This is a genomic window from Actinomadura opuntiae (genome assembly GCF_030283205.1).
Classification (GTDB): domain Bacteria; phylum Actinomycetota; class Actinomycetes; order Streptosporangiales; family Streptosporangiaceae; genus Spirillospora.
On sequence record NZ_JASNWF010000005.1, the window covers coordinates 133,420 to 157,140 of the forward strand.

The following is a 23,721-nucleotide window of genomic DNA, read 5'->3' on the forward strand; positions in this document are numbered from 1 at the left end:
AGACGCCGCCCGGGGCCGGGCTCCCTCACACAGAAGGAAGTTCCATCATGTCCCCTCGCAGGAGTACGCGGCGAGTACGCCGTACCCGGCGGACGCGACGGCGCCCGACCGTGCTCGATCTGCTGATGCTCGCGGGCATCGTCGGCGGTGGGGTGTACCTGCTGCTGACGTACCTGCTCGCCGCCCCTGTACCCGTCGCGTCGGGCGCCGGGCTGATCGGCGCCGGCTTCTACATCGGGGCCAACGTGCGGACGCCGCGGTTCCGGTCGCCGATCACCTGGAGGCGGCCCCGGTGAGCCGTGACCGCAACATCGACGAGTTGGCGACGGTGCAGTTCACCGGGTCGCTGACGTCGGCGTTCCACCTCTACAGCGAGGAGCTGTTTGTGCTGGCGCGGCGCTGGCAGTTCGAGCTGGACATGGCCGCGGTGGACGCGCAGGCGGCCATGGAGTCGCTGCACGGGCACCCGCTGCTGTTCGGGCTGGACGCCAAGCTCAAGGCCCGCCGGGTCGCCAAACGGCTGCGGCGGGCGCAGAACCTCGCGCACGGCCTGGCGGAGGAAGCCCGCCAGTTCGAGCGCTCCTACCGACACCACTTCCTGGGGAGGTGAGCCGATGGCATCAGGAGAGCGCAGGCTCGACAAGCTGAGCGAGCTGCACTTCCGCGGGCAGGTCGGCCGGGCCGTCGCCGAGTACGCCAAGGGCACGCAGCGGTTCGCGCACGACATGGCCGCCGAGCTCGACACCTCCGCCGAGGCGGCACGGTCGGCGATGTGGAAGGTCCGCAAGCAGGTGCCGACGCTGCGGGTCGCGGAGGTGTGGGTCCGCGCCAAGCTGGTGTCCCGCCACCTCAAGCGGGCCCGTGACCTGTGCCAGGGCATCAGCGCCGAAGCGGTGAAGTTCAACATCACCTACCGGCGCGAGTTCCTCGACATCGACGACCGCGGCGGCCGCCACCACGGCGGCGGGGATGTGAGCCTGTGATGGCCAAGAAGCAGACGCTCGAGCTGGCCGGCGACGCGACCGCGGAGCGGATCGTGGTCGCCGCGGTGTCGCGGATCGGGGTGCTGGTGCCGCCGTGGGCGCTGCTGGCGCTGCTGTTCGTGGTCGCCGCGGTCTCTCACGCCCGGTGGGGCGCCCCGCCGGCGGTGACGTGGGTGGCGATGTTCGGCGCGCTGGCGTCGGTGGCGCTGGCGGCGCTGACCTGGTTCGTCTCGCACACCCGCGGGCTGATCGGGCGCGCGCACTCCACCGTGTCGACCGGCGGCGGGGGCCTGTGGTTCACGGTCGCGACCATCACCGGCCCGACGCAGGGGTTCACGCTCGGGGCGTGGTTCTTCGCCGGCGGCGCCGTCGCGGTCGCGTGGAACATCCGCGCCGTGATCCGCCGCGGGAACCTCGACGACGACCGGCACCCCGACCCGCTCGGCCGCACGTTCGACCAGGCCAAGGAAGCGTTCGGGCTCAAGGGCGCGTCGGTGCGGACGACCGAGGTGTCCGAGCACGCCATCAAGGGGCGGCTGCAGCTCCCGCCCGGGGAGAAGACCCCGGCGGACGTGCTGAAGAAGGTCGACGCGATCGAGGGCGGGCTGCGGTTCCCGCCCGGGTCGGTGGTGCTGGCCGGCGACGAGGACGACCACTCACGGATGCACGTCACGGTCACCGACCCGCGGGTGATGAAGCGCCCGATCCCGTGGGCGGGCCCGTACCGGCCGGGCGGGTCGATCGCCGAGGCGCTGCGCATCGGGGTCTACCAGGACATGAACCCGGTGCTGCCCGTGCTCGTCGACGGGCACCTGCAGATCATGGGGCAGTCCGGCGCCGGTAAGTCCATCGGCGGGTGCTGGAACTTCTGCGCGGAGATCATGACCCGCCACGACGCCGCGATCTTCGCGGTTGACCTGGCCAAGGACGCGCAGACGTTCGGGCCGATGCGCGGCGGGCTGCACCGGTTCATCACCACCAAGTCCGAGCTGGTGGAGTTCATCCGCGCCCTGCACAAGAAGGTCCCCCAGCGGACCAAGTGGCTCGCCGAACACGGCTACCAGAAGTGGCAGCAGGGATGCGGGCTGACGTTCTGGATCATCTGGATCGAGGAAGCCGCCAAGGTGTTCGACGAGCTCGGCTCCAAGGACGAGGAGAAGCTCCTGCAGATCGTCAAGGAGCTGCGCTCGGCCGGCGGCCGGATCGTCATGAGCCTGCAGCGCAGCGACTACTCGCAGATGCCGACGATCGCGCGCGGGCAGCTCGGGAAAATGTGCTTCGGGGTCGCCGACTCCGACGACGCATCGTTCGGGCTCAGCGAGCGGCAGAAGGAAGCGGGGGCGTCGCCGGAGCTGTGGGGCGAGCATCAGCCCGGGATGGCGTACCTGGACGTCCCTGGCGTCCCTGAGACGCACTACGCGGTGCCGCTGCGCACCTACGCGTGGGGCGACACCGACCGGGCCGCGAACGCGGCCATGAGGGCGCACGTCGCGCAGTGGCCGGCGGCGGGCAAGACCGTGGACGAGTTCACCGCGGCGCTGTCCAGCACGCTGGTGCACCCGCCGATCCCGCTGCAGCCCGTCCCCGACGAGCCGCCCGCCGGCGAGGTCGACGACGACCAGGACGACGACGCCGGCGACGCGGTCAGCGAGTACCAGACCGAGCCCGACCCGGACCCGTCGATCGTCGCGGGCCCCGACGACGAGGTGACCGAGCCGACCGGAGACGAGGCCGCCCGGTTCGTCATCCCCGAGCCGACCGGCACCAAGATGAGCCCTCCGGCGGCGCGGGGCCTGGTGCACGACTGGCTGCGGCACCGCGCCCAGACCGGGCGGCTGACGTTCACCGCGGCGGACCCGGAGCTGATGCTGGTCCGCGACGCCACCGGGAACTCCTCCCGCGGCTGGTCGTACAAGGTGCTGCGCGAGCTGGTCGACCGCGGGGTGCTGGACGAGGACGACTCGGAGGCCACGACCCGGTACACCATCGCCGATCTCGCGCCGCTGGACGGCCGGGAGCCGGTCACCGTCTGACCCGTCCAGCCGAGAGCCCCCGCCCGCGTCACGTGACCGGGTGGGGGCTCTCGCGTGTGTACGGCTGCGCGCGGGTGGCTGCACGCCCGCTTAGATGATCTTGTCACGCGGGTGTCACGCGGACGCGTCACGCGGGTGTCACGGGCACCTGTCACGCGCCCGTGACACCCGCGCTGACCTGTAACTCCCTCCCCCAACCCCCGCCCGCGTCACGCAGGGGCGTCACGACTTGGGGGGCCGGCCGCCCTTCCGTGAGCGGCGCTCGGCGAGTTCCTCGTCCGCGCGTGCGAGGTCGGCGCGGTCCTGGTCGTCGCCGTGAGCCTCGATGTCGGCGCGCACGTGCTCGAGCAGCCGCGCGGTTCGGTTGCTGCCGAGGCGTGTGCTGACGCGTCCGAAGGCGTCCCACATGGGGCGGGGGATGCGGAACCGCGTGATGTACGTCTGGCCCTCGGCGTTGCTGGTCTCGTCGCCCATGCCGTGATCCTCTCCGTGTTCCTACGGGGATTCTGGCACAGAGTATTGCGTAGGAACACAGTTGCCTATTACTCTGTTCCTACGCGGTTAGGCGAGTGAGGGGAACAGGAACATGGCGAAGCGGACGGCGATCAAGACGGCGAACACCTGCCGCCGGTGCCGCGCCCTGCTCTCGGCCGACCGCTCCGTTGCCCGCGGCTACGGCGACCGCTGCTGGCGCGAGAAGCGCCGCGAGGACGCCGAGCGCCAGGCCCTCGCCACCGCGACCGCCGCCGTCGACGTCTCCGCGTTCGCCGACGGCTCCCGCGTCCTGGACAAGGCCGAGCAGCTCATCCTCGACGGCGCGATCGTCCCCCTTCGCCACGAGGGCGCCTACCTCGCCAACGGGTCGGACGGCGTCTCGACCTACTACGTCGACACCATCGAGAACAGCTGCACGTGCAAGGCAGGGCAGCGCCTCGGCCGCTGCAACCACCTCGTGGCGGCCAACATCCTCGACCACACCGCCGCGCTCCTCGCGGCCTGACCACGTCCCCCGCCGTCCCATAAGGCGGGCCCGGACGCAGCGACTCCACCGCTGGCCGGGCCCTGAACCGGACAGAGAGGTCCGATCTGATGCACCACCTTACGGACGCCGCCGAGCTCGAAGCGCGAGTGGACGAGCTGTCCGCCCGGCTCGACCGCGTCGCGGAGATCCTCGGCGACATGCTGGCCGAGGTCCTCGCCGCGCGACCGGCCCACCCGACCGGGCGCCGTCACCTGCAGGCGGTCCCCGCCGGGCCGGAGGCGGGCGCGTGAGCGAGCAGACGATCGCCGAGCAGCTCGAGCTGGCCCAACTGCTCGGGCAGATGGAGCGCATCGCCGAGCAGATCGGCGACATCAACCTCACCCTGAGGGACGTCGTCAAGGTCATGCGGATGCAGACCGAGCTGCTGACCTCCGACCCGCTTCCCGCGGCCGCCACCGAGGCGCCCTCGGTCCCGGCACCACGGGGCCGCCGCCGTCATCTGCACGCGGTCCCCGATCTCGCCCCGGAGGCCGAGCGCTTCGCACGCTGAGCCCCCCAGGGACCTCACAAACCCTCCAGCAGGACGGCCCGCACTTCTCGGCACGGGTGCGGGTCTTCCGCGTGCCTGAGAACGAGACTGGGCCCCGCCCCCAGGAAGGTAGGGGCGAGGCCCGGTGCATCGCATGTCCAGACTAGACCGGCTCCGCGCCGTGCCGCGCGGCGATCTCGTTGATCCTCTCGGCCGCCTTGAAGTCCAGCTCGGTCACCACGTCCCCAGAGGTGTGCGTGGTCATCGAGAAGTGCAGCCGGTCCCACCGGATATCGATGTCCGGCCGGTGCTCCAGCTCGATCGCCGCGGCAGCGACCTCAGCCACGATCCGCATCGCGACGTCGTACTCGACCGCGAAAGAGCGGTGAATCTCGGCCGTGTCGCCGGCCCATCCGGTGTCCGCCAGTCGCGCGGTGACCTGGTCGGCAGTGAGGGGCGTCCTGAGCGTCACGTGTGTCCTCCAAGGGGCGCGAGCATCTCCGAGAGCGCCCGGCCGGGCCGCTCTCGCGCCCACGGTCTCATGCGTGCCTGCAGCCCTTGCAGCTCGCGTCGCATCCGTACCGAGCCGGTCGCCTCCGCCGCCTGGACGACCTCCCCAGCGATCGTCACGGCCCGCTCGGGTTCCCGGGCGAGGGCGTACGCCTGCGCCTGCCGGGCCTGGAACACCCCGACGTCGCGGCGCGCGCCGGCGGCCGCCAGCTCCGGCATGATCCTTTCCCAGATCGTGAGCGCGTCCTCGGCCCGGCCGAGCCGTACGAGGCAGGTCGCGCGCTGGATACCGAGGTAGTGCGGAGTCAGGCACGCCGTGCCCCACGGATAGTCGTCGTCCACCTGGTCGACCAGAGCGGCGGCCTCGTCCAGCAGCCGGGCGCACTCGTCCGCCGCGTCGTCGTCAGCGACCAGGGAAGCGCCGTGCGCGGCCTGCTGCAGCGCCAACACCCGAACCTTGGGCGTGAGGGCGTCCTCGTGGACCAGGGCGGCGCCGGCGAGGTCCTGGACGCCGGGCCCGTCGAGGAGATCGGCGTGCAGCATCGCCTTGTTGTGCAGCGCGAACGCCACAAGCTGGGGATCATGCGAGCGGTGCGCGCGCTCGAGCATCAGGTCGTGCCAGTACACCGACCGGTTGATGTCGCCGCCGTCTTGATAGAGCCAGCCGAGGAACGCGGCGTACCCGGCCGCCAGCGACCACAGCCGCGGCCGCACTGTCCCGCGCGCGGTGTTCGCCAGATCGCACAGCAGGTCGTACTGGGCGAGCGCGGTGGGGATGAGGCGGAGCGGCCCAAGGTAGCGATCGGCGCGGTAGTGGCCGGCGAGCTGCTCGGCGAAGTAGTCCGCCAGCTCGGGCGCGACCGGTCCGGCGGGCCGCCGAGGCACAGCCACCCCGGCGGCCGCGGTGAGCAGCAGGGCATCACGACGGGCGAAGGATCCGCGCGCCTCGCTCCCGAACAGGTCGGCCTCGGTCTTGCCGGTGACGCGGGCGTACAGCGGCCGGTAGATCGGGCCGGGGACGCAGTCGCCGCGCTCCCACTGCTGGATCATCTTGGCCAGGCTCGTCACGGCGGGCAGACCGTCCGCGTCCGCGCCGGCGGCGCCGCGCAGCAGGATCGCCCACTTCGCACGCGAGTACCTCGCGCGGCCGTACTTATCTCGCGGTTCCTCGCGCAGCCTGCGCAGCCGCGCACCGATCGCGACCGCGACCGGGTTCCTCTCGGCGGTGGACATGCGCGATGCACCCTTCGCCCGGACATGGGAAGAAGCGCCTTCCCGCGTCTCCCCTTCACTCCCCAGTCTCCCCCTCCCGGTGTGGCGCCTGCCACAGATTCACTAGGCGTGACCGCGTAAGTGCATCGCAGCAGCGGAGACGACATGGACACCGACCAGGCGGCGCTCGCCACCCCGCCGAGCGCCGAGCAGATGGGGCAGATACTCCTCGCCGGTCTACGCCAGGACTTCCCGGGGTGGACGTTCACGTTCGCGCCGCGCAACCCGCACCCGTGGGAAGCCAGGCGGAAGCTGCCGGGCAAGGACCTCGGCGGGGCGTGGGCGATCCGCGCCAAGGACGGCGAGATCCTCCGCGAGCTGGTCGACGCGGCGATCAGCTCCGACGCCAAGCTCAACAGGGTGCGGCCATGACCCTCGGACCGTTCGAGGACACCGCGGTGTTCAGCGCCGAACCGATCCACCAGGCCGAGACGCGACGGTTCCGCGAGCGGTACGGCGTCGTCGCGTGGTTCGGGCACCACACGCGGGAGTGGTGGGCGCTGGTCGACTGCCGCACGCTGGTGGAGGGGACGACCCCGGAACGGCTCGGCGAGGCCATCATCGCGGCACGCCGGCGGGCAGCATGACCGCCGCCGAAGACGTCAGCGACCTGCTCGCGGCGATGCGCCGGGAGTTCTCCGGATGGACGATCGTCGAGGTCGGCGGCCGGTGGTTCGCCGCGCGCGGCCCGATCAACGGCGCGCAGCTCCCGGCCGGGGCGCTGGAAGCCGACAGCCCGGCCGCGCTGTACCTCCTGCTCGAGGAGAAACGCCGATGACCAGGGTCGGACGGTTCACCCTCGCCGAGGACAGCGGCCTGTGGTTCCTGCTGAACTCGGACAAACAGATCGTCGGGACGCTCGTCCCACAGCTGGACGGCACGTGGCGGTGCCGCGTCCCGGACGACGGCGTGACGACCGTGACGGTCCCGGACGACGTCGCCGAGGACGAGCGGCCGGTGTACGTGGCTCGGCAGGTCGTCGCGCCGTAGAAGCTGGGCGGCCCGGCCGGAAGCCCCCGAGGCCGGCCGGGTCGTCCACCGCGGTTCCGGGTTCGGCGCGGCGGCCCGGGACCGCGGGACCAAGGCGCCGCGGTCCGGGACGTGTCCAGTGCGCGAGTGCACCCGGGCCGCGGTTTCCGTCGAGCAGAGCGACGGTATTCCGCAGGGAGCAGACCCGGCGAGGGCTCTGGCATTTCGCCAGTTGGAGAACCGGCAGGTCGCAGAGGGGCCGCCCCACGTACGCGCGGGCGAGATGAAAACCGTTGACATTGTCCACGGTAATCAAGAGTCCGCCCCACGTACGCGAGGGCGAGATAGAGGGAGTGCCACTCCCTCTATCTCGCCCTCTCCCGTCCGCCCCACGTACGCGCGGGGAGGAGCTGACTTCCCTGAAGGAAGTCGGTGCGGCCAGCCGGAGCTTCGCGCTTTCAGAGAGACCGTCGAACCGACGGGCTCCTCCCGCGTGGGAGTTTGCGACCGTCGCTCTGACGGTTGCAAGGGACAGGGTGTCCCTCGCAAAACGTCGGCCGCGGTCTGAGGCGCGAGGCAGGCCGAGAGGCTCTTGTCGGGGTCACCGGCCCGCCTCGCCTCATCCGTGCCAGGGGCCGCCGACGCGGTCACCGGTCCGCGGCCTGGCCCGCACCGCCGCACGGTGCCGGTCTCCCTCGCCGAACGCCGCTGCGTACAGCTCGTCATCGGTCAGTTCCGTGACCGGCTTGTGGGTCGCGGCCGCGACCGCGCGGGCCTGCCGCGCCTGCGCTACCTGCCGGTTCTGATCCGCGGCCGCAGCGCCCGCCATGGCCCATTCCTGCACCAGGCTTCGGAAGTCGACGTAGCCCGTAGCGCCGGTGAACTCGTGGCCGACGTTCGCCGCCTCGGGATCGTCGCGCGCACCCGCGAGCAGGAACCGGGCCTGGTCGAGTGTCGGCGCCTCGGCGATCGCGGGACGGCACCACCACGGCACCGACGCCAGCTCGGCCGGGGCGAGCCCGGACGCGGTGACGTTCGGGAGCGTCCCGCCGCCGGCGCCGCCGGGGAACAGTTGCGGCGGCGGGCCCGCGGCCATGGCTTCCTGGTAGGTGGAGGGCATGTCGCGGAGCAGGACCGCGGCCGGGTCCTCGCTCGCCGCGCGCACCGGAGCGGGCCGGGCCGCCGCCGCGGGCGGAGTCGCCGCCGGCGGGGCCGCCGGACGGGCAGGCGCCGGAGGCTTGGCGGGCGGCTGGGTGGCAGGCTTGGGCGCCGGATAGGGCGACGCCATCGCCTCGAGCGCGGCCTCGCTGTGGCGGCACATCGCGATGTCGCTGCGCGTCTTGTCCGCCGCCGCGGCCGCGATGCGGCCCGTCTCCACAGCCCAGGTGACGACGTCCTCGCCGCCGCGCCTCGGCCGGTCGATCTTCTCAGTCATGCTCGCTCGCTCTCCCGGTACGCCGCGTACGCCCGCACCTCATCCTCAGGAATCTCCCAACGTCCAGCGGACCGGTAGGCGGCCAAGGCCCCGCGTTCGCACAGCTTCCGCACCATCCGAGAGCTGATGCCGAGGGCCTCGGCCGCCTGCCGCGCATGGACGCACCGCGAGCCTGACCGATCGCCACCGGCCACCGGTTCCGTGCTTCCGGACGCGGAACCGTCACCTGCACGGACAGGGGCCGCGTAGGTCGCTCGGAGGCAGGCGAGGTCACCGGAGCGGGCGCGGGCATCGGCGCGCCACAGCAGCTCGAGCGCGATCGCAACCAGCTCGTCACCGCGTCCGGTGAGGTAGGCGCCACCGCCCGGGAGCGGGACCCGTAGCGGGTCCCGCATGCCGGTCACCGGTGACCCTCGAGCGGGATCACCGCGTGCGGCTTGGGCGTCACCCCGATGCAGGTGTTCATCGGGTCGCGCAGCTCGTCCAGCGTCCGCCACCGCGTGCAGTGCGGACACAACAGACGTCCGTCCGCGGACTCGCCGACCAGCCGCCCGGGGACCAGCACCCGACCCCACGGCGGGACGGTGGGGAACCGGTCACCGACCCGGACGCGCCGCACCACCGGGACGTCACCGACCTGCGCGACCTGCCCGGCCTCGTCGAGCGCGACCGGCTCGCCGTCGATGTTCCGGCCGACCCACCGCACGGGCGGCGCGGCATCACCGCGGCGTACACCGGTCGACCGGTGAGGCGCCGGCGGCGCCGGGTTCTGCGACACCTGCCCGGAGTTGTGCGACACCTCCATGATGATGCGGCGGGCGGTGTCCTTGCCGACCCCGGTCCGCTCGGCGATCTCGCGCAGCGACGCGCCCGTGGCGCTGAGCTGCAGGACGGCGGCGCGCTGCTGGCCGGTGACGTTCGACGGGCGGCCCATCACACGGCCTCGTACGCGGTGACGAGCGCGATGGAGCCGAGCAGCTCGGCCGGGCCCGCCGGGTCGTGTACGGCCAGGCGCTCGGCGAGGTGGGATGCCAGGATCGCGGCTGAGGTGAGAACCGCCCCGACGTGCTCGGGCCGCACGTCGCAGAGGACAGCGTTGATGACGTCGGTGTCCCCACCGCCGGAGCGCATGGCTTCGGTGATGAGCGCGATCGCGGCGTTCATCGGGTGGACGTCGCCCGGGGCGGGCGGCCACGACTGCGCCGGCCACGACGACGGGGCCGCGGGCACGGGCTCAGGCGCGCCGCGAAGGGCGCGCCAGGCGGCGCGGGCACGGGCGGCGACGGTAGACGATCCGGTCACGTTCTCACTCCCTCATGGTGTTCCGGGCTGCCCGAAACCGGCGATCGATCCGCATCGTGGGCGCGGCCTCCGGAGGGTCCGGCTCGCCGTGAAGAAGGCGGCAGATCGCGAGCGCCAGCTCGTTCACGCGCCCGTCCGGGGTCAACAGGTCCCTGGGCTGCTTGCCGAGCAGCGCGGACGCCGTTGCGAGCCGCTTCACCTGCCAGTTGCGGTATTCGACGGCGAGCCGGTCGGCCGCCGCGTTCATCGCGCGGCGGGCGTCCGCCTCGGTGACCCGCCCCTCGGCGGCTGCCCGTACCTGTGGGGCGCTGGCACCGTGGACGCGGCATGTCGTCGCGCCGGCCATCGCCCAGGCCCGGCACGGTTCACCGTCCGTCCGGCGGGCCTTGCACCGCCGCGCCTGCCTCTCCCGAGCCATTTCGCTCTCCTTTCGATGGGGACGGTTCGATGGGTCCCGCGGAAGGGACACCCGCTATGACGTCGCTGTCGCAGAACGGCGGTGTTGCCTCGCCATGGGTTGCCGTAGGGGTGGGTGTCGCATGGGGTGGTTCCGGTTCGTCCGCGTTCGTCTTCACTCGCGCCGCCCTGCACACACCGACCCTGGAGTGTCTTCGTCTCGGAAGGTTTCGCACAGCGGATCGATCCCGCATTCGGGGAGTCCGTTGAACCAACAGCCGAAGCAGATACCGGTCTGGGCGTGGGCTATGGCGTGCTCGGCGGTCAGCTGGCGGCCGAACAGTTCACCCTCCCGGACGGGGTCATCGTCGGGGCCATCGGGCCAGCGGAGCGGGATGACGTTGGACATGGTCAGTCCCCCTCCCGCACGGCGTCGGGTGGTGGGCATACGGCGCTATTGGTGTCCGCGTCCTTCTCGGCTAGGGCGTCGATCATGGCGAGGCCGGCGGCAAGGACGAACCGCGCCGCTGCGGCGATGCTCAGACCGGTGGTGGCCGCGTACTGCTCGATCGCGGCAAACGTCTCCGCGGGGACGTTGGTTCGGATGGTGCGGGTCTCAGACATCGGCGGCGCCGTGGCCGTAGGTCGCGTCGAGCACGGCTTCTTCTGCGGCGTTCTCCAGGACGCCGGGGTACGCCCATTCCCATTCGCGGGGCGCGTCGGTCGCCCACGCCTTACCGACGTGCCGGACGTCGGAGGCGATCAGGTAGACGTCGGCGTGCGGCGAGAAGTAGTTGCCATCGCAGACGTCTTTGGCCGCGGCGAAGACGCCCTGCCGCATGGCCTCCTGGTCGTCCTCGGCGAGGATGAACTCCACCTCGCAGGCGGGCGCGTTGACGGGCCGGATCGCGTACAGGTTCACGGCTACTTGTCCTCCTGGGCGAGGTGGTTGAGTTTGTTGTGGTGCCGTGCCCGCATGCCGGCCTTCCTCCGCTTCTGGTGGCGGAGGGCGCGGGCCCGTCGGTTGGCGCGCTGCTGGCGGACCTGCTCGAGGCGCTCGGCGAGGCGGGCGTCGACCGCCTCGCTGAGGTCCCGTTCGATTTCTTCGGGGGTCATGGAACTCCTCCGCTCCTCAGACAAGCCGAGGCAAGGAAAGGCGCGCCGGGCGAGTGTGTAATGGCTGGCCGTTGTCTGGTCGGTGTTCATGGGCGGGTGCTCGCTACTCGGCCGGGTCGGCATGGTTGGTGATCGTGATGAAGTCGACTTGGTCCGCGATAGCCCGGAACTCGCTCGAGCCGAGCCAGCGGCGGAGCGCCGCCCAGTCGGCGGCTTCCAGGCGGCCGGGCAGCAACTGTCCGCGCAAGTGAATGCTCGCGCTCAGCTTGCGAGTCCGCTCACCGGTCCTCGCGCTCCGCGTCGTCGGCACGTCGGGTTGGTTCATGCGGCACCCCCATGGACTGCGTCGCCGATGGTCCCAGCAGGCCACCCCGACGAGGGACGGTCACCGTTGGTAGCCGTAACTGTCACCGGACTACTGTCACCGGGCGAACTGTCACCAGCGGCGACAGTTTCCGCGACAGTGGTGACGTTCTCTCTACCTGCGAAAACATTCGACGGGTTCTCCTTGGACTGATCCCCGGAATTGTCACCGGTGACAGTTACGGGGGATGTACCTGTAGGGGATTCCGAAGACGCTGCGTTACCTCGGCGGGGTGCGTAGACCGCTACGCCTTCGCGTCCGCGGGCGCCCGTCCGTTCGGACCGGACCGACCCCGGATACACCTGCTCGTAACGGTGGAGCAGGGAGTCAAGCTCGGCGGGCGTCCGCACCTTGGCGACCCGGGCGCGCTGCAGATCACGGCGGGTCGCCCGACCACCGCGGCGCTCCAGCCACGAGGCCAGCTCGTCCACGGCCGCGTCGAGGACCTCGTCGCGGCGGGAGAGGGCGAGCGTCCCGTGTTCGGGCATGGCGCGCCAGACGTCCATGACGTAGTCGACGACCTGGACGGCCGAGAGCATCGTCGCTTCGTCGACCGACGTGACGCCGTTCCGCTGCCCGGGGTGTTGCGACTCGGCGAGGACGAGGGCGATCCGCGCGGCCTGGACGTCGGCCTTGGCGAGAGCGGCGACGACGGACGGCGCCTCGAGGCCGCGGGTCGCCGCCTTCCAGCGGCCCCGCGCGTCGGTCCACACCTTCATGGCCGTGTCGGACAGCTCCCATGTGCGGGCGGCTCGGGAGTGGTACAGGTCCATGATCGTCTTCGGCCACTCCGGCGAGATTTCACCGGGACGCCACTGCAAATCGAGGTCCACCGACGGGTGAGGGAGCCACCGGGGCCGCATCCCGTCGCCGTCCGGGCCGAGCAGGTGCGCGAGGTGCGGCTGCAGCCCACCGCACACGGACACGACGGGCCGCGGGATGTGCAGCTTGCGTCCCCCCGCACGGTCCACCGTCCACGGCGACGACGACCACAGCGACAGCCACCGAGTCCGGTCCGTGCTCCCGCCGGACCGGTACCGGGACAGCCCTGACAGCCACTCGGCGAGTTCGTCGGCGTCGACACCGAGGACAGCGTCCCCCGTGGCCATGCGGAGCGCGACAGCCTCGAGGGTGGCGTCGTCGACAAGACGGCGCTCGTCCTTGGGCGGTTCGTCGCGATCCTTGGCGGACTGTGCCTGCCAGTCCTCCCACTTCGCGATGAAGTCCATGGCCGTGGCGCTGTCCAGGCGGCGGAGCTCGGCGCGGGCCGCGTCGATCGAGGGCGTCTTGCCCGATCCGGCCGGGCCGATGAGCGGCACCCAGAGGACAGGGCGAACGGTCCAGGTGTCGGAGATGCGCAGTTCGGCGTTGCCGCTGACGGTCGCCAACGTGGCCAGGCCGGCGCCGCCCAGGAACGGCGCGGGGAGGCCGGTTGCCGTGCCCGTGCGGACGAGATCAGCCAGGGGACCGACCAGGGCACCGCTCGGGTAGGCGGGGAGGCCGGGGAGATGCGGGGACGTCGTGTCCGGCTTCTCCTTGGCTGCAAGCTCATCAAGTGGCGCGAGGGCATCGGCGACGTCGACGGCCAGGTTCTCCAGCCGCTGCAGGACTTGGCGGACGACGGTGCTGGCCCGGCGGCGCTGACCCCGGTCGACCAAGATTCCCGCGTAGTAGGACGCGCTGGTGACCGCGGGGACGGACGCGATGAGCGTGTGCAGGTAGGGGGCGCCGCCCGTCGTCCTGTCTTCGCCCGCCTTGACCAGCGCAGCCGAAACCGTGACCGCGTCGGCGGGCTCGTCGCGCCTGTGGAGGTCGAGCACGCAGTCAAAGATGAGCTGGTGAGCCGGCGTCTCGAAGTCGCCGCGGGTAACGCCTGTAGCCAGGACAGCCGGGATGATGTCTCCCCGCTGCAGGATCGCGCCGAGAACCGCCTGTTCGGCCGCCTTGTCGCCAATCAGGTCGTCGGTCACAGGGCGTCCTCCGGCGGCTCGCTGTTCCCGCCGTACACCGGGTGGAGCACGTAGGTGTTTCCGCAGCAGGTCCGGATGCGCGGCGGCGCGGCGCGGCTGCCGTAGAACTGATGAGGCTGCTGGCAGCGCGGACAGATTTCCAGGATCGCCAGCCAGCGCGAGCGGCGGCCGCCCGGGGCGTACGCCACGACGGGAACCAGCAGGTCGGTTACGCTGGCGCTTGTCCTGGGCGAGGACTCACGAGGGCGGCTCTCCGCGTTGATCGGGGGGCCGCTCCGCTTTTCAGGCAGCGTCATCGCCGTCCGTCCGGGCCGCCTCGAGCTGTTCCTGTTCCGCGACCCACCGCAGGACCTCGCTCTTGCGGTAGAGCACGACTCCCCCGCAGCGGAATCCCTTCGGACCGAAACCCCGGTGACGCCACTGGCGCAGCGTTCCGGCGGGACGGCGCAGGTAGGAGGCGGTCTCGTTGGTCGTCCAGAGCTGATCATCGTCGGACGCATCTGGCATGTCTCGGCCATGGCATGCCGCCTTGACCGACGCGTCACTCAGGCCACGCGTCCCAATCTTGTTACGCATGGTGGCCACAATGCTCGCACTGAGACTCAGTGTCAAGCGCCCTAGCTTTGAGACACGTGGCGTAATACGCTGAACGGCGTGAGAGACCCCAAGAGCTTCCGAGAGGTGATCGGCGATGCCGTCCGGCGACTCCGCGAAGGCGGCGGCAAGCGCCAGGAAGACCTTGCCCAGACGGCTCAGGTGATGGGACTCAAGTGGTCCCGGTCGAAGGTGGCTGCCCTCGAGCTAGGCGATAAGGCGGTCACCCTCGAGGAGTTCGCGGTCCTGCCAGTCCTGCTCGGGGAGACCCTCAACAGGAAGATCACGTACGGCGATCTGTTCCCCGACCACGACGAACTCCTCTACCTCACCCCCAAGCTGAGAGTCCTGGCAGGTCGTTGGGCCAGCGTCTTCGACGACGAGTACGTCCCTGAACTCACGGTGTATTCCCGCGCGGTCGAGGATTCCCTCGAGAAGCTCGCAGCCACCCAGCGGCAGCTAGAACCAATCTTTAAACGCCTGAAAGCTCTCGGCTTCTCGACGGGACTACCTGCGATTTCCTCGCTGCGTGAGGCAACTGTGGGCCTCGCCGAGGACCGTGCAGCCGCCAAGCTCGGAGAGCCGCGGCTTGTGGTCGTCGCGGCCTCCTTGGACCTCTGGGGCCGGAGCCTCACCGAAGAACGCGACGCACGCGTTGCGGCGGCCCTGCCGGACGACGCGCCGGCGCGCAGCGTCCAGGCCAAACGCGGCCTCGTGACCCGGGAGCTGCTGGACGCGCTACAGGCACGGATCGCCGAACTGGACGGCAGGTGATGGCATGTCGCGTGTGAGGGACCTGTGGCACGCCGAAGTGCCAGACCCGGAGGCTCCCGGCCGGCGGGTGAAGGTCAAGACGAAGCGGCACCCGGACCGCGGCGGCTCCAAGACGTCCAAACGGTGGCTCGCAGTCTGGATCGGCCCGGACGGGACCGAGGTCACCAAGGCGTTCCATTCCAAGGAGAACGCCAAGAGCTACGCCCGCAAGCAGGAAGAGGACGCCGAGCGCGGCGAGTACATCGACCCCAAGGCCGGCCGCGAGCAGTTCGGCGCGCTGGCCAAGAAATGGATGCGGCTGCGCGGCCTGGGCGGTAGCAGCCTGGTCCGCTACGAGTCGGTGTTCCGTCTGCACGTCGAGCCGACGTTCGGCGCACGTCCGGTGAAGGCGCCCCGGCCGTCAGAGATCCTCGAGTGGCTGCGCGGCCTGGAGAAGACGCACGGGCCTGCGACGCAGGCGCTCGCCTTCCACATCGTCCAGGGGACGTTCGATCTCGCCGTGGCGGATGGTCGCCGCAAGGACAACCCGGCGCGCTCTCCGATCATCCCCCGTGTGGTGGACGAGCCGAAGGAGCGCAAGCCCTGGACTACCGACCGCGTGTGGGCGGTCGTCGACCAGCACCCGGCGCCGTATCGGGCCGTGCCGCTCGTCGCGGCCGGGTGCGGGCTCCGGCAGGCCGAGGCGTTCGCGCTGGCCGTCGATGACTTCGACTTCGACACCGGGCGGCTGCGCATTGAGCGCCAACTCGTCCGCGTCGGCAAGCGCATCGTGTTGAAGCTGCCCAAGGGCGGCAAGGCACGGACCGCTCCCCTGTCACCCGGGATCGCCCGAACCGTCCAGGCGCACATGGACGCCCACCCGCCCGTGACCGTGACGCTGCCGTGGATGGACGAGGACGGGCGCATCGCTGAGGACCCGGTGACGGTCGAGCTGCTGTTCGTGTGGCGTGACCAGTTGCTCGCCCCGCCGCTCCCCGAGGGCGTCCGTACCCGCGCGGACCGGGGCCGGCAGTCGTCCGCGGACGGTCAGAACCTCCAGGTGTCCACGTTCAATGGCTTGGTCTGGAAGGTGGCGCTGGCTCGGGCCGGGGTCATCCCTCCGCCGTCGAAGAACGCTCGCGGCGCGCTGGCGTACGAGCAGGCGCGGGAGGACGGTATGCACGCGCTTCGGCACTGGTTCTCGACCACGCTCGGCGATGCCGGGGTGAGTCTCGCCGGGATCATGGACTTCATGGGGCACAGCCGGAAGGCGGCCGGACTGCCGGTGACGCTCGGTGTCTACAGCCACGTGACCGAGGAGACGTACGAGGCCGCGAGGACGGCCGTCGACCGGTCGCTGTTCCGCCTCCGCCCGGCCCAAGATCAACAGCCGAGCGGAACAGAGGCAGAACAGGCGGTTTCACAGTGATCCGTCGCACCGCTCCGACGCAGGTCAGAGGCCACTTCTACCCGAAGTACTCGATGAACGGCACCTTCTTGCCGGACTGCGCCGCGGTGCCGGCGCTGACGATCGCGGTGGTGCCGGGACGGGCGTCGGCGTCGGACGCCTGGACGGTGCCGGTGCGGGCCGGCCCGTTGAGCGTCGTCCAGGACGCGCCGTTGTAGTGCATGTACTGGGTCTTGTTGCCGGTGGTGATCGGCAGCATGACCACGCCGCCCTTGCCGTCGGAGGACAGCCCGATGCCGGCGGTGTTCAGCGGCGTGTTGACCGTCTTCCAGCTCGAGCCGTTGTAGTGCAGGATCGCGTTGGTGATCTGCGCGTTCTGCCGGACGCGCAGCACGTACACGTTGGTCGGCGAGTTCTCGACGATCCGGTAGAGGGTGCCCTGGTAGGCGGGGACGCCGAGGGAGCCGGGCACGGCGATCTTCTTCCACGCCGTGCCGTCGTAGTGCATCACCAGGCCGGTGACGGACGTGCCGTTGGCGGACGTGCTGCCGGCGAGCCAGACGTCGTTCTTCGACCTGACGTCCACCGCGGTGATCGTGGACGAGGCGGGCAGCGGGACCTTCGCGTCCGTCCAGGCGGTGCCCGTCCAGCGCAGGACGGCGCTGAGGCCGCCCGCGGTCGGGTCGACCCCGGCGACGGAGTAGGCGGTGCCGTCCGGCCCCGCCGCCACCTGGCTCGGCAGGCCGACCATCGGATAGGCCACCTTGCTCCACTTGGTGCCGTTCCAGTACAGGCCGAGTGTGCCGCCGAGGTTGTAGCCGACGATCCACGCCTTGGACGCGCTCGCCACGGCGACGTCGGTCGGGGTGAAGCCGACCGGGGCGGCCTGGGCGACCCACGACGAGCCGTTCCACTTCGCGATCTTCGTCTGCGGGCTGAAGAACGAGCCCGCGGCGCCGACGGCCCAGCCGGCGTTCTTCGCGCCGAAGTCGACGCGGTCGAGGCTGCCGTCGTAGGCGAGCCCGGCCCCGCCGACGTTCTTCCACCCGGCCGCGGCCCGGGCGGGTGCGGCGGCCAGCGCGAGCGTCCCTGCGGCGCAGGCGATCGCCATGGCCGCGGCCGGCGCCGCGTTCCGTCTCATGTGAGCTCCCAAGATCAGTCCAGTGCGGCAAAAGAGTACGGGAAGACTTACTTCCGGGTAAGAGGAACTTTCCGGGCGGCCGGAACAGGCCGCCCCCGCCCCCGGAAACGGCGCGCCCCCCGGAAACGGCGGACGCCCGGAACCGGCAAGGCTCCGGGCGTCCGACGCGGGCTGGGGGCTACGGCAGGGCCGTCACTCGCCCTTCCAGTTCGGCTTGCGCTTCTCGGCGAAGGCCGCCGGGCCCTCCTGCGCGTCCTTGGAGGTGAAGACGGGCAGCGTGATGTCCTGCTGCTTCTTCCACGCCTCGGCGGACGTCCAGTCGGCGGACTCGACGATGACCTTCTTGGTCGCGGCGAGCGCCAGCGGGGCGTTCTCGGCGACCTTCAGGGCCAGCTCCTTGGCCGCGGCGAGCGCGCCGCCCGGCTCGGCGAGCCGGTTGACGAACCCGAGCTCGGCCATCCGCTCCGCCGGGTACTTGTCGCCGGTCAGCGCGATCTCCATGGCGATGTGGAACGGGATGCGCTGCGGCAGCCGCAGCAGCCCGCCGCCCGCGGCGACCAGGCCGCGCTTGGGCTCGGGCAGCCCGAACTGCGCGTCCCGGGAGGCCACGATCATGTCGCAGGACAGCGCGACCTCGCAGCCGCCGGCCAGCGCGTAGCCCTCCACCGCGGCGATCAGCGGCTTGGCCGCCGGGCGCTCGGTGATGCCGGCGAACCCGCGGCCCTCCACGGTGGGGTTGTCGCCCGTGAGGAAGCCCTTGAGGTCCATGCCCGAGCAGAACGTGCCGCCGGCGCCGGTCAGGACGCCGATGGACAGGTCCTTGCGCGAGTCCAGCTCGTCCAGGGCCGCCGCGATCCCCTTCGCCACCTCGCCGTTGACCGCGTTGCGGGCCTCCGGCCGGTTGATGGTGATGATGAGGACGGCGCCGTCTTCTTCGGTGAGAACAGCGTCGGTCATTCAGTGCCTCACTTCGGCTGGAAGCGGATGCCGCCGTCGAAACGGATGGTCTCGCCGTTCATGTAGTCGTTCTCGATGAGGGACTTGACCAGGTGCGCGAACTCCGACGCCTTGCCCATCCGCTTCGGGAACGGCACCGGCGCGGCCAGCTTGGCCTTGAACGCGTCGGCGGCCTCGCCCTCGCCGTAGATCGGGGTGTCGATGATGCCGGGGCAGATGGTGTTGACCCGGACGCCGATCGCCGCGAGGTCGCGAGCGGCCGGCAGCGTCATGCCGATGATGCCGCCCTTGGAGGCCGAGTAGGCGATCTGCCCGGTCTGGCCCTCGATGCCGGCGATGGACGCGGTGTTGATCACCACGCCGCGGGCGCCGTCGGCGTCGGCGGGCTCGGTCTTGGAGATCGCCGCGGCGCCGATGCGCATCAGGTTGAAGGTGCCGATCAGGTTGACCCGGATGACCGTCTCGTAGGACGCCAGGTCGTGCGGGGTGCCGTCGCGGCCGACGGTGCGCGAGGCCCAGCCGATGCCGGCGCTGTTGACGATGACGCGCAGCGGGGCGCCGGTGTCGACCGCGGCCTGCACGGCGGCCTGCACCTGCTCCTCGCTGGAGACGTCGGTCTTGACGAAGACGCCGCCGACCTCGTCGGCGACCTTCTTGCCCTTGTCCTCGTTCATGTCGGCGACGACGACCTTGGCGCCCTCGGCGGCCAGCGCGCGGACGGTGGCCTCACCGAGGCCGCTCGCGCCACCGGATACGACGGCGGAAACTCCGTTCAGGTCCATAAGCAGCACCTTACGTGAGGGACCGAATGTGGTTCGGGATGATGTTACCCACACGTCACCCCGACGTTCTGCTCACACCCCGGCGGATTGCCCGGGCGCGATGTTACTCGGGAGTCACAATACGGCGAACGTTTGCCCGAGGGCGCGCCGGGCACCCGTCCGGCATGACCGAACCTCCGGCACAGAGCCAGCCCTACCCAGGCCGCACCGGGGACATGACGCCCGAGCCGCGCGACGAGATGCGCGACTACACCGGCAGCGGCCTCCTCCACGGCAAGCGCGCGCTGATCACCGGCGGCGACTCGGGCATCGGGCGCGCGGTGTCCGTCGCGTTCGCCAAGGAGGGCGCCGACGTCGCCCTCACCTACCTCGAAGAGGACGACGACGCCCGGCACACCGCGTCGCTCGTCGAGGCCGAGGGGCGCCGCTGCTTCACCTTCGGCGGCGACCTCGCCGAGGAGCGGCACTGCCGCGAGGTCGTCGAGCACGCCGTCCGCGACCTCGGCGGCCTGGACGTCCTCGTCCTGCACCACGGCACGCAGACCCCGGTGAAGGACGTCCGCGAGATCGACGACGCGCAGCTCCAGCGGACGTTCGCCGTCAACGTGTACGCGCTGTTCTGGACCGTCCAGGAGGCCTTGGACCACATGGGGCCCGGGTCCTCCATCGTCTTCACCGGGTCCATCAACGGGCTGCGCGGCAACAAGACGCTGATCGACTACGCGGCCAGCAAGGCCGCCGCGATGACCTTCGCCACCTCCCTCGCGCAGAACCTGATGGACCGCGAGATCCGCGTCAACTGCGTCGCCCCCGGCCCCGTCTGGACCCCCCTCATCCCGGCCACCTTCGACGCCGACCGCGTCGAGGGCTTCGGCGGCCAGTCGCCGATGGGCCGCCCCGCCGACCCCGACGAGATAGCCCCCTCCTATGTCTTCTTCGCCGCGAACCGGCAGTCGTCCTACTACACCGGCCAGACGCTCGTCCCGGCCGGCGGCGAGATCCATCCGGGCTGAGGCGCCCGTGGAGTTACAGCGCAGCGACCCCTCCGAACCCGGCTTCGGACGGCGCAAATGCGGCAGGGGTTTCCTCTACCTCGGCCTGGACGGCCGCCCGCTGGACGACGCGACGGTGAAGGAGCGGATCCGCGCGCTCGTCATCCCGCCCGCATGGCAGGACGTGTGGATCTGCCCGGACGCCGACGGCCACATCCAGGCCATGGGCACCGACGCCGCCGGCCGCCGCCAGTACCTCTACCACGAGGCGTGGCGCGAGCAGCGCGACCGCGCGAAGCACGACCACGTCCTCGAGCTGGCCGAACGGCTGCCGAAGGTGCGCGACGCGATCGCCGGGCACCTCGCCGGCCGCGGCTACGGCCGCGAGCGGGTGCTGTCCGCCGCCGTCCGCCTCATCGACCTCGGCTTCTTCCGGATCGGCGGCGAGGAGTACGCGGCGGAGAACGGCACGTTCGGCCTCGCCACCGTCCTGCGCGAGCACGTGACGTGCCGGCGCGGGCACGTGACGTTCGACTACCCGGCGAAGGGCTCGAAGGACCGGTACCAGTCCGTCGCGGAGGAGAACGTCTGCAAGGTCGTCGTCGGCCTGATGCGCCGCAAGGACGACTCCCCCGAACTCCTTGCCTACCGGACCCCCGCCGGCTGGCACGACGTCACCGCGTCCGACATCAACGAGTTCATCCGCGAGGTGACCGGCGGCGACTTCACCGCCAAGGACTTCCGCACCTGGCACGCCACCGTCCTCGCCGCCGTCGGCCTCGCCGTGTCGACCCGCGCCGGCACCGCCGAGACGGCCCGGCAAAAGGCCGTCGTCCGCGTGGTGAAGGAGGTCGCCGCCTACCTCGGCAACACCCCGGCCGTGGCGCGCGCCTCCTACATCGACCCGCGGATCATCACGCTCTACGAGGAGGGCCGCACGATCGCCCCCGCCCTCAGCAACCTCGGCGTCGACGCCTCCCCCGGCGAACTGGCCACCCAGGGCCCCGCAGAACAAGCCGTCCTAAACCTCCTACGCACCTAACCGACACCCCCACAAAAACCTCCCCACGCCCGACCGCCGTCATCGCGGGAGGCTCACCACGCGGAGACGCGCTCCGCGACGGGGGCGGTCGCCTCGGCCGCGTCCAGGCAGTACAGCGCGTAGGCGTGCTGGATCACCGGCAGCGCGACGTTCCGCACCCGGACGCCGCCCTGCGTCATCCCCTTCTCCGTGCCCTTGTGGGCGTGCCCGTGGATCGCCAGCGCCGGTCCCGCCGCGTCGATCGCCTCGCCCATCAGGTAGCTCCCGAGGAACGGGTAGATCTCCGGTGGCTCGCCTTCGAGCGTGTCCTCGGCGGGCGAGTAGTGCGTCAGGCTCACCCGCACGTCCGCGTCCAGCTCCAGCAGCGCGGTGCCCAGCCGGTCGGCGAACGCCTTGGTGTGGCGGATGAACGCCTTCATCTCCGGTTCGCCGAAGTCGCTCGCGCACCTGCCCTCGAACCCGCCGCCGAACCCCTTGCCGCCCGCGACGCCGATCCGCGTCCCGTCGCATTCCACGACCGTCCCGTCGCCCTCCAGCACGGTCACCCCCGCCTCCCGCAGGACGCCGGTGATCTCCTCCTCCTCGTCGGAGTGGTAGTCGTGGTTGCCGAGCACCGCGATCACCGGCACTCCGAGATCGCGCAGCTCGCCCGCCGCGACCCGGCCCTCCTCGACCGTCCCGTGCCTGGTCAGGTCGCCAGCGACGAGGAACACGTCCGCCTGCCCGGCCAGCCGCCCGAGCCGGTCCCGGTACGCCCCGGCCATGTCGGCCCCCACGTGCAGGTCCCCGGCCGCCGCCACACGGATCATGAAAGCCTCTCCTCCCGGTCCGGTTCCGGCACCGCGACGACGTGCAGCTCGTTGCAGATCTCGTGCCCCTCCGCGGCGGCCCGGGCGGCCTCCTCGACCGCGCGCCGCCGCTCCTCGCTGGCCACCTCGCCGCGCAGGTGCACCACGTCTCCCCGCACGTCCACCCGGATGCCCAGCTCGTGCGCCCGCGACGTGAGCGCCTCCTGGATGTGCGCCGGCAGGTACTCGTTCACGGCACGCCCCCTTCGATGACACCGAGTCGCGACAGCAGGGCCAGGAACGCGTACGCGTACGGCGACTCCGCCGTCTCCGCGGCCACGTACGACCAGTCCACCTGCTCCCGCAACGCCCGGCTCACATGCAGGAATCCGCTGAAGTCGCAGGCCGTCTCGCTGAACGCCAGCAGCCGCATGACCACCAGGTCCGTCGCCGGCAGCACCGGCATGTACACCGCCCCCACCGCCATCTCCGTGGCCCGCCCCAGCAGCTCGGTGTCCACCGGACGCCCCGACGGCGTGTGGATCAGGTCGATGAGGTGCTCCCCGTCGCAGACCTTGGCGAGCCAGTTCTCGGGACTGTCCAGATGCCCCATGCCCGCCGCGGCGAGCGCCTTCAGCGCGTCCCCGACGTCGCGCTCCCGCACCACGAAGTCCACATCGTGCGTCGACACCGCCGCACCGTGCGCATAGGCCGCGAACCCCCCGGCCAACGCGTAGTCGACCCCGGCGTCCCGCAACGCGGCGGCGGCCCGCTTCAGGCTCAGCAGCAGCCCGTCCCCGGCCCCACCCGGCCCCGGCGACCCGCTGCCCCTGACCACACCGAGATTCGGCACGCCCCCCGCGCGCCGCGTCCCAGCCTGCACATCCCCCACAAACGACCCCTACCCTCCCCACGCCACTCCCCACCTCCTCCCCCGAACACCCCCCGCCAACAAACCCCCACAACTGTGGTTCGCCCTGGTGGGGTCAGCAGTCGACTAGGTCTGGGGACTGGTTGAGGAGTTGGGCTCGGGGTGAGACGAAGCGTGCGTGGCGGTCGGCGGCGCCGTCGGCGTCGAGGTCGAAGGCGGCGACGCGGTGGCAGTTCTGGAAGGCGAGCCGGACACCGAAGTGGCGTTCGAGCGCGCCGCGCATCGCGTCGCTGGCGAGGACGCGCAGGAGCTGGCCGCGTGCCCGCTCGTCCGGGGGCGGGGTCTGGTTGTCGGCGAATCCGGCGCCGCCCTCGCGCATCCGGGCGGCGACGCCGCTGATGACCTCCCATGCGTAGGGCAGCGACTCGCGGACGCACGCGATGAACGAGGCGTCGTCCACCTCGTCCCGCAGCGCCCTCTCCAGCAGCCGGTCGTCGACGGTCAAGGACATGGCCGTGCTCCCTTCCTCCGT

The 23,721-nt window shown here is 71.3% G+C and carries 38 protein-coding genes; 15 read left to right on the forward strand and 23 right to left on the reverse strand.

Features of this window, described 5'->3' with window-relative positions; all coding sequences use genetic code 11:
* The first annotated feature begins 110 nt into the window (after positions 1–110).
* From QP089_RS11825 to QP089_RS11840, 4 genes are read left to right on the forward strand one after another with little or no spacing between them, the layout of a single operon-like run.
* Complete coding sequence (locus tag QP089_RS11825; protein WP_285911573.1) at positions 111–296, forward strand: hypothetical protein; 186 nt, start codon at positions 111–113, stop codon at positions 294–296.
* Complete coding sequence (locus tag QP089_RS11830; protein ID WP_285911574.1) at positions 293–610, forward strand: hypothetical protein; 318 nt, start codon at positions 293–295, stop codon at positions 608–610. Before QP089_RS11825 ends, QP089_RS11830 begins: the two co-directional genes overlap by 4 nt.
* Before the next feature lie 4 nt (positions 611–614).
* A complete protein-coding gene (locus QP089_RS11835) occupies positions 615–983 on the forward strand; it encodes a hypothetical protein (protein ID WP_285911575.1) in 369 nt (122 codons plus the stop codon).
* Entirely contained in the window at positions 983–3,016 is a 2,034-nt protein-coding gene (locus QP089_RS11840; RefSeq protein ID WP_285911576.1) for a type 2 periplasmic-binding domain-containing protein, read from the forward strand. The genes QP089_RS11835 and QP089_RS11840 overlap by 1 nt, the downstream gene beginning before the upstream one ends.
* A 222-nt stretch (positions 3,017–3,238) precedes the next feature.
* Here the strand turns inward: QP089_RS11840 and QP089_RS11845 are convergent, their stop codons facing one another.
* Positions 3,239–3,490, reverse strand: coding sequence for a hypothetical protein (locus tag QP089_RS11845; RefSeq protein WP_285911577.1), 252 nt, complete (start codon positions 3,488–3,490; stop codon positions 3,239–3,241).
* A gap of 112 nt (positions 3,491–3,602) precedes the next feature.
* Between QP089_RS11845 and QP089_RS11850 the strand changes: the two genes are divergently transcribed.
* From QP089_RS11850 to QP089_RS11860, 3 genes are all read left to right on the forward strand, one after another.
* Positions 3,603–4,016: a hypothetical protein gene (locus tag QP089_RS11850; protein ID WP_285911578.1), complete on the forward strand. Its 414-nt coding sequence runs from the start codon at positions 3,603–3,605 to the stop codon at positions 4,014–4,016.
* A gap of 89 nt (positions 4,017–4,105) precedes the next feature.
* On the forward strand, positions 4,106–4,288 hold the full coding sequence (locus QP089_RS11855) for a hypothetical protein (protein WP_285911579.1): 183 nt from the start codon (positions 4,106–4,108) through the stop codon (positions 4,286–4,288).
* Complete coding sequence (locus QP089_RS11860) at positions 4,285–4,548, forward strand: hypothetical protein (protein WP_285911580.1); 264 nt, start codon at positions 4,285–4,287, stop codon at positions 4,546–4,548. Before QP089_RS11855 ends, QP089_RS11860 begins: the two co-directional genes overlap by 4 nt.
* Positions 4,549–4,690: 142 nt before the next feature.
* Here the strand turns inward: QP089_RS11860 and QP089_RS11865 are convergent, their stop codons facing one another.
* Together QP089_RS11865 and QP089_RS11870 are read right to left on the reverse strand one after the other, a co-directional pair.
* Complete coding sequence (locus tag QP089_RS11865) at positions 4,691–4,999, reverse strand: 4a-hydroxytetrahydrobiopterin dehydratase (RefSeq protein ID WP_285911581.1); 309 nt, start codon at positions 4,997–4,999, stop codon at positions 4,691–4,693.
* Entirely contained in the window at positions 4,996–6,270 is a 1,275-nt protein-coding gene (locus QP089_RS11870) for an NsdA family TPR-like regulatory protein (RefSeq protein ID WP_285911582.1), read from the reverse strand. The genes QP089_RS11865 and QP089_RS11870 overlap by 4 nt, the downstream gene beginning before the upstream one ends.
* Before the next feature lie 144 nt (positions 6,271–6,414).
* Between QP089_RS11870 and QP089_RS11875 the strand changes: the two genes are divergently transcribed.
* The 4 genes from QP089_RS11875 to QP089_RS11890 are packed head-to-tail and all read left to right on the forward strand — an operon-like array spanning position 6,415 to position 7,299.
* Positions 6,415–6,681, forward strand: coding sequence for a hypothetical protein (locus tag QP089_RS11875; RefSeq protein WP_285911583.1), 267 nt, complete (start codon positions 6,415–6,417; stop codon positions 6,679–6,681).
* Entirely contained in the window at positions 6,678–6,896 is a 219-nt protein-coding gene (locus QP089_RS11880; RefSeq protein WP_285911584.1) for a hypothetical protein, read from the forward strand. Before QP089_RS11875 ends, QP089_RS11880 begins: the two co-directional genes overlap by 4 nt.
* Positions 6,893–7,087: a hypothetical protein gene (locus QP089_RS11885; RefSeq protein ID WP_285911585.1), complete on the forward strand. Its 195-nt coding sequence runs from the start codon at positions 6,893–6,895 to the stop codon at positions 7,085–7,087. The genes QP089_RS11880 and QP089_RS11885 overlap by 4 nt, the downstream gene beginning before the upstream one ends.
* Complete coding sequence (locus QP089_RS11890; RefSeq protein ID WP_285911586.1) at positions 7,084–7,299, forward strand: hypothetical protein; 216 nt, start codon at positions 7,084–7,086, stop codon at positions 7,297–7,299. The genes QP089_RS11885 and QP089_RS11890 overlap by 4 nt, the downstream gene beginning before the upstream one ends.
* Before the next feature lie 598 nt (positions 7,300–7,897).
* On the opposite strand, the gene QP089_RS11895 is transcribed toward QP089_RS11890, so the two are convergent.
* From QP089_RS11895 to QP089_RS11950, 13 genes are all read right to left on the reverse strand, one after another.
* On the reverse strand, positions 7,898–8,713 hold the full coding sequence (locus QP089_RS11895) for a hypothetical protein (protein ID WP_285911587.1): 816 nt from the start codon (positions 8,711–8,713) through the stop codon (positions 7,898–7,900).
* The gene (locus tag QP089_RS48785; protein WP_353070579.1) at positions 8,710–9,108 is read right to left on the reverse strand and encodes a helix-turn-helix domain-containing protein; all 399 of its coding nucleotides are present in this window, start codon (positions 9,106–9,108) and stop codon (positions 8,710–8,712) included. The genes QP089_RS11895 and QP089_RS48785 overlap by 4 nt, the downstream gene beginning before the upstream one ends.
* A 5-nt stretch (positions 9,109–9,113) precedes the next feature.
* Entirely contained in the window at positions 9,114–9,647 is a 534-nt protein-coding gene (locus tag QP089_RS11900; RefSeq protein ID WP_285911588.1) for a helix-turn-helix domain-containing protein, read from the reverse strand.
* Positions 9,647–10,015, reverse strand: a complete 369-nt coding sequence (locus tag QP089_RS11905; protein ID WP_285911589.1) for a hypothetical protein — start codon at positions 10,013–10,015, stop codon at positions 9,647–9,649. The genes QP089_RS11900 and QP089_RS11905 overlap by 1 nt, the downstream gene beginning before the upstream one ends.
* Before the next feature lie 4 nt (positions 10,016–10,019).
* Positions 10,020–10,433 (reverse strand): hypothetical protein, encoded by a 414-nt coding sequence (locus QP089_RS11910; RefSeq protein WP_285911590.1) that lies wholly within the window; start codon positions 10,431–10,433, stop codon positions 10,020–10,022.
* Between the two features lie 153 nt (positions 10,434–10,586).
* Positions 10,587–10,820 carry a hypothetical protein gene (locus tag QP089_RS11915; protein WP_285911591.1) on the reverse strand — a complete coding sequence of 78 codons (234 nt, stop codon included), beginning with the start codon at positions 10,818–10,820 and terminating at the stop codon, positions 10,587–10,589.
* Positions 10,821–10,822: 2 nt separating this feature from the next.
* The gene (locus QP089_RS11920) at positions 10,823–11,035 is read right to left on the reverse strand and encodes a hypothetical protein (protein ID WP_285911592.1); all 213 of its coding nucleotides are present in this window, start codon (positions 11,033–11,035) and stop codon (positions 10,823–10,825) included.
* The gene (locus QP089_RS11925; protein ID WP_285911593.1) at positions 11,028–11,333 is read right to left on the reverse strand and encodes a hypothetical protein; all 306 of its coding nucleotides are present in this window, start codon (positions 11,331–11,333) and stop codon (positions 11,028–11,030) included. The genes QP089_RS11920 and QP089_RS11925 overlap by 8 nt, the downstream gene beginning before the upstream one ends.
* Positions 11,334–11,335: 2 nt before the next feature.
* On the reverse strand, positions 11,336–11,527 hold the full coding sequence (locus QP089_RS11930) for a hypothetical protein (RefSeq protein ID WP_285911594.1): 192 nt from the start codon (positions 11,525–11,527) through the stop codon (positions 11,336–11,338).
* 103 nt (positions 11,528–11,630) lie between these two features.
* Positions 11,631–11,852, reverse strand: coding sequence for a hypothetical protein (locus tag QP089_RS11935; protein ID WP_285911595.1), 222 nt, complete (start codon positions 11,850–11,852; stop codon positions 11,631–11,633).
* Complete coding sequence (locus QP089_RS11940) at positions 11,849–13,861, reverse strand: DUF3987 domain-containing protein (RefSeq protein ID WP_285911596.1); 2,013 nt, start codon at positions 13,859–13,861, stop codon at positions 11,849–11,851. The genes QP089_RS11935 and QP089_RS11940 overlap by 4 nt, the downstream gene beginning before the upstream one ends.
* Positions 13,858–14,157 (reverse strand): hypothetical protein, encoded by a 300-nt coding sequence (locus QP089_RS11945; protein WP_285911597.1) that lies wholly within the window; start codon positions 14,155–14,157, stop codon positions 13,858–13,860. Before QP089_RS11945 ends, QP089_RS11940 begins: the two co-directional genes overlap by 4 nt.
* Positions 14,144–14,437 (reverse strand): helix-turn-helix transcriptional regulator, encoded by a 294-nt coding sequence (locus tag QP089_RS11950; RefSeq protein WP_285911598.1) that lies wholly within the window; start codon positions 14,435–14,437, stop codon positions 14,144–14,146. The genes QP089_RS11945 and QP089_RS11950 overlap by 14 nt, the downstream gene beginning before the upstream one ends.
* A 78-nt stretch (positions 14,438–14,515) precedes the next feature.
* On the opposite strand from QP089_RS11950, the gene QP089_RS11955 reads away from it, so the two are divergent.
* Both QP089_RS11955 and QP089_RS11960 read left to right on the forward strand, forming a co-directional pair.
* The gene (locus QP089_RS11955; RefSeq protein ID WP_285911599.1) at positions 14,516–15,229 is read left to right on the forward strand and encodes a hypothetical protein; all 714 of its coding nucleotides are present in this window, start codon (positions 14,516–14,518) and stop codon (positions 15,227–15,229) included.
* A gap of 4 nt (positions 15,230–15,233) precedes the next feature.
* Positions 15,234–16,637, forward strand: a complete 1,404-nt coding sequence (locus tag QP089_RS11960; RefSeq protein WP_285911600.1) for a tyrosine-type recombinase/integrase — start codon at positions 15,234–15,236, stop codon at positions 16,635–16,637.
* 37 nt (positions 16,638–16,674) lie between these two features.
* Here QP089_RS11960 and QP089_RS11965 read toward each other — a convergent pair whose 3' ends face one another.
* The 3 genes from QP089_RS11965 to QP089_RS11975 all read right to left on the reverse strand — a co-directional run bounded on the left by QP089_RS11965 (position 16,675) and on the right by QP089_RS11975 (position 19,496).
* Positions 16,675–17,757 carry a hypothetical protein gene (locus tag QP089_RS11965; protein ID WP_285911601.1) on the reverse strand — a complete coding sequence of 361 codons (1,083 nt, stop codon included), beginning with the start codon at positions 17,755–17,757 and terminating at the stop codon, positions 16,675–16,677.
* A gap of 192 nt (positions 17,758–17,949) precedes the next feature.
* The gene (locus QP089_RS11970) at positions 17,950–18,714 is read right to left on the reverse strand and encodes a crotonase/enoyl-CoA hydratase family protein (RefSeq protein ID WP_285911602.1); all 765 of its coding nucleotides are present in this window, start codon (positions 18,712–18,714) and stop codon (positions 17,950–17,952) included.
* Positions 18,715–18,722: 8 nt separating this feature from the next.
* Entirely contained in the window at positions 18,723–19,496 is a 774-nt protein-coding gene (locus QP089_RS11975; protein WP_151539976.1) for an SDR family NAD(P)-dependent oxidoreductase, read from the reverse strand.
* Between the two features lie 164 nt (positions 19,497–19,660).
* Between QP089_RS11975 and QP089_RS11980 the strand changes: the two genes are divergently transcribed.
* Positions 19,661–20,509, forward strand: a complete 849-nt coding sequence (locus QP089_RS11980) for an SDR family oxidoreductase (RefSeq protein WP_285911603.1) — start codon at positions 19,661–19,663, stop codon at positions 20,507–20,509.
* 7 nt (positions 20,510–20,516) lie between these two features.
* A complete protein-coding gene (locus tag QP089_RS11985; RefSeq protein ID WP_285911604.1) occupies positions 20,517–21,530 on the forward strand; it encodes a DNA topoisomerase IB in 1,014 nt (337 codons plus the stop codon).
* Positions 21,531–21,583: 53 nt separating this feature from the next.
* Here the strand turns inward: QP089_RS11985 and QP089_RS11990 are convergent, their stop codons facing one another.
* The 4 genes from QP089_RS11990 to QP089_RS12005 all read right to left on the reverse strand — a co-directional run bounded on the left by QP089_RS11990 (position 21,584) and on the right by QP089_RS12005 (position 23,700).
* A complete protein-coding gene (locus QP089_RS11990; protein WP_285911605.1) occupies positions 21,584–22,339 on the reverse strand; it encodes a metallophosphoesterase family protein in 756 nt (251 codons plus the stop codon).
* On the reverse strand, positions 22,336–22,572 hold the full coding sequence (locus QP089_RS11995) for a BON domain-containing protein (protein ID WP_285911606.1): 237 nt from the start codon (positions 22,570–22,572) through the stop codon (positions 22,336–22,338). The genes QP089_RS11990 and QP089_RS11995 overlap by 4 nt, the downstream gene beginning before the upstream one ends.
* The gene (locus QP089_RS12000) at positions 22,569–23,156 is read right to left on the reverse strand and encodes a nucleotidyltransferase family protein (RefSeq protein ID WP_285911607.1); all 588 of its coding nucleotides are present in this window, start codon (positions 23,154–23,156) and stop codon (positions 22,569–22,571) included. Before QP089_RS12000 ends, QP089_RS11995 begins: the two co-directional genes overlap by 4 nt.
* Before the next feature lie 148 nt (positions 23,157–23,304).
* The gene (locus tag QP089_RS12005; protein ID WP_285911608.1) at positions 23,305–23,700 is read right to left on the reverse strand and encodes an SCO5389 family protein; all 396 of its coding nucleotides are present in this window, start codon (positions 23,698–23,700) and stop codon (positions 23,305–23,307) included.
* Positions 23,701–23,721 lie beyond the last annotated feature (21 nt).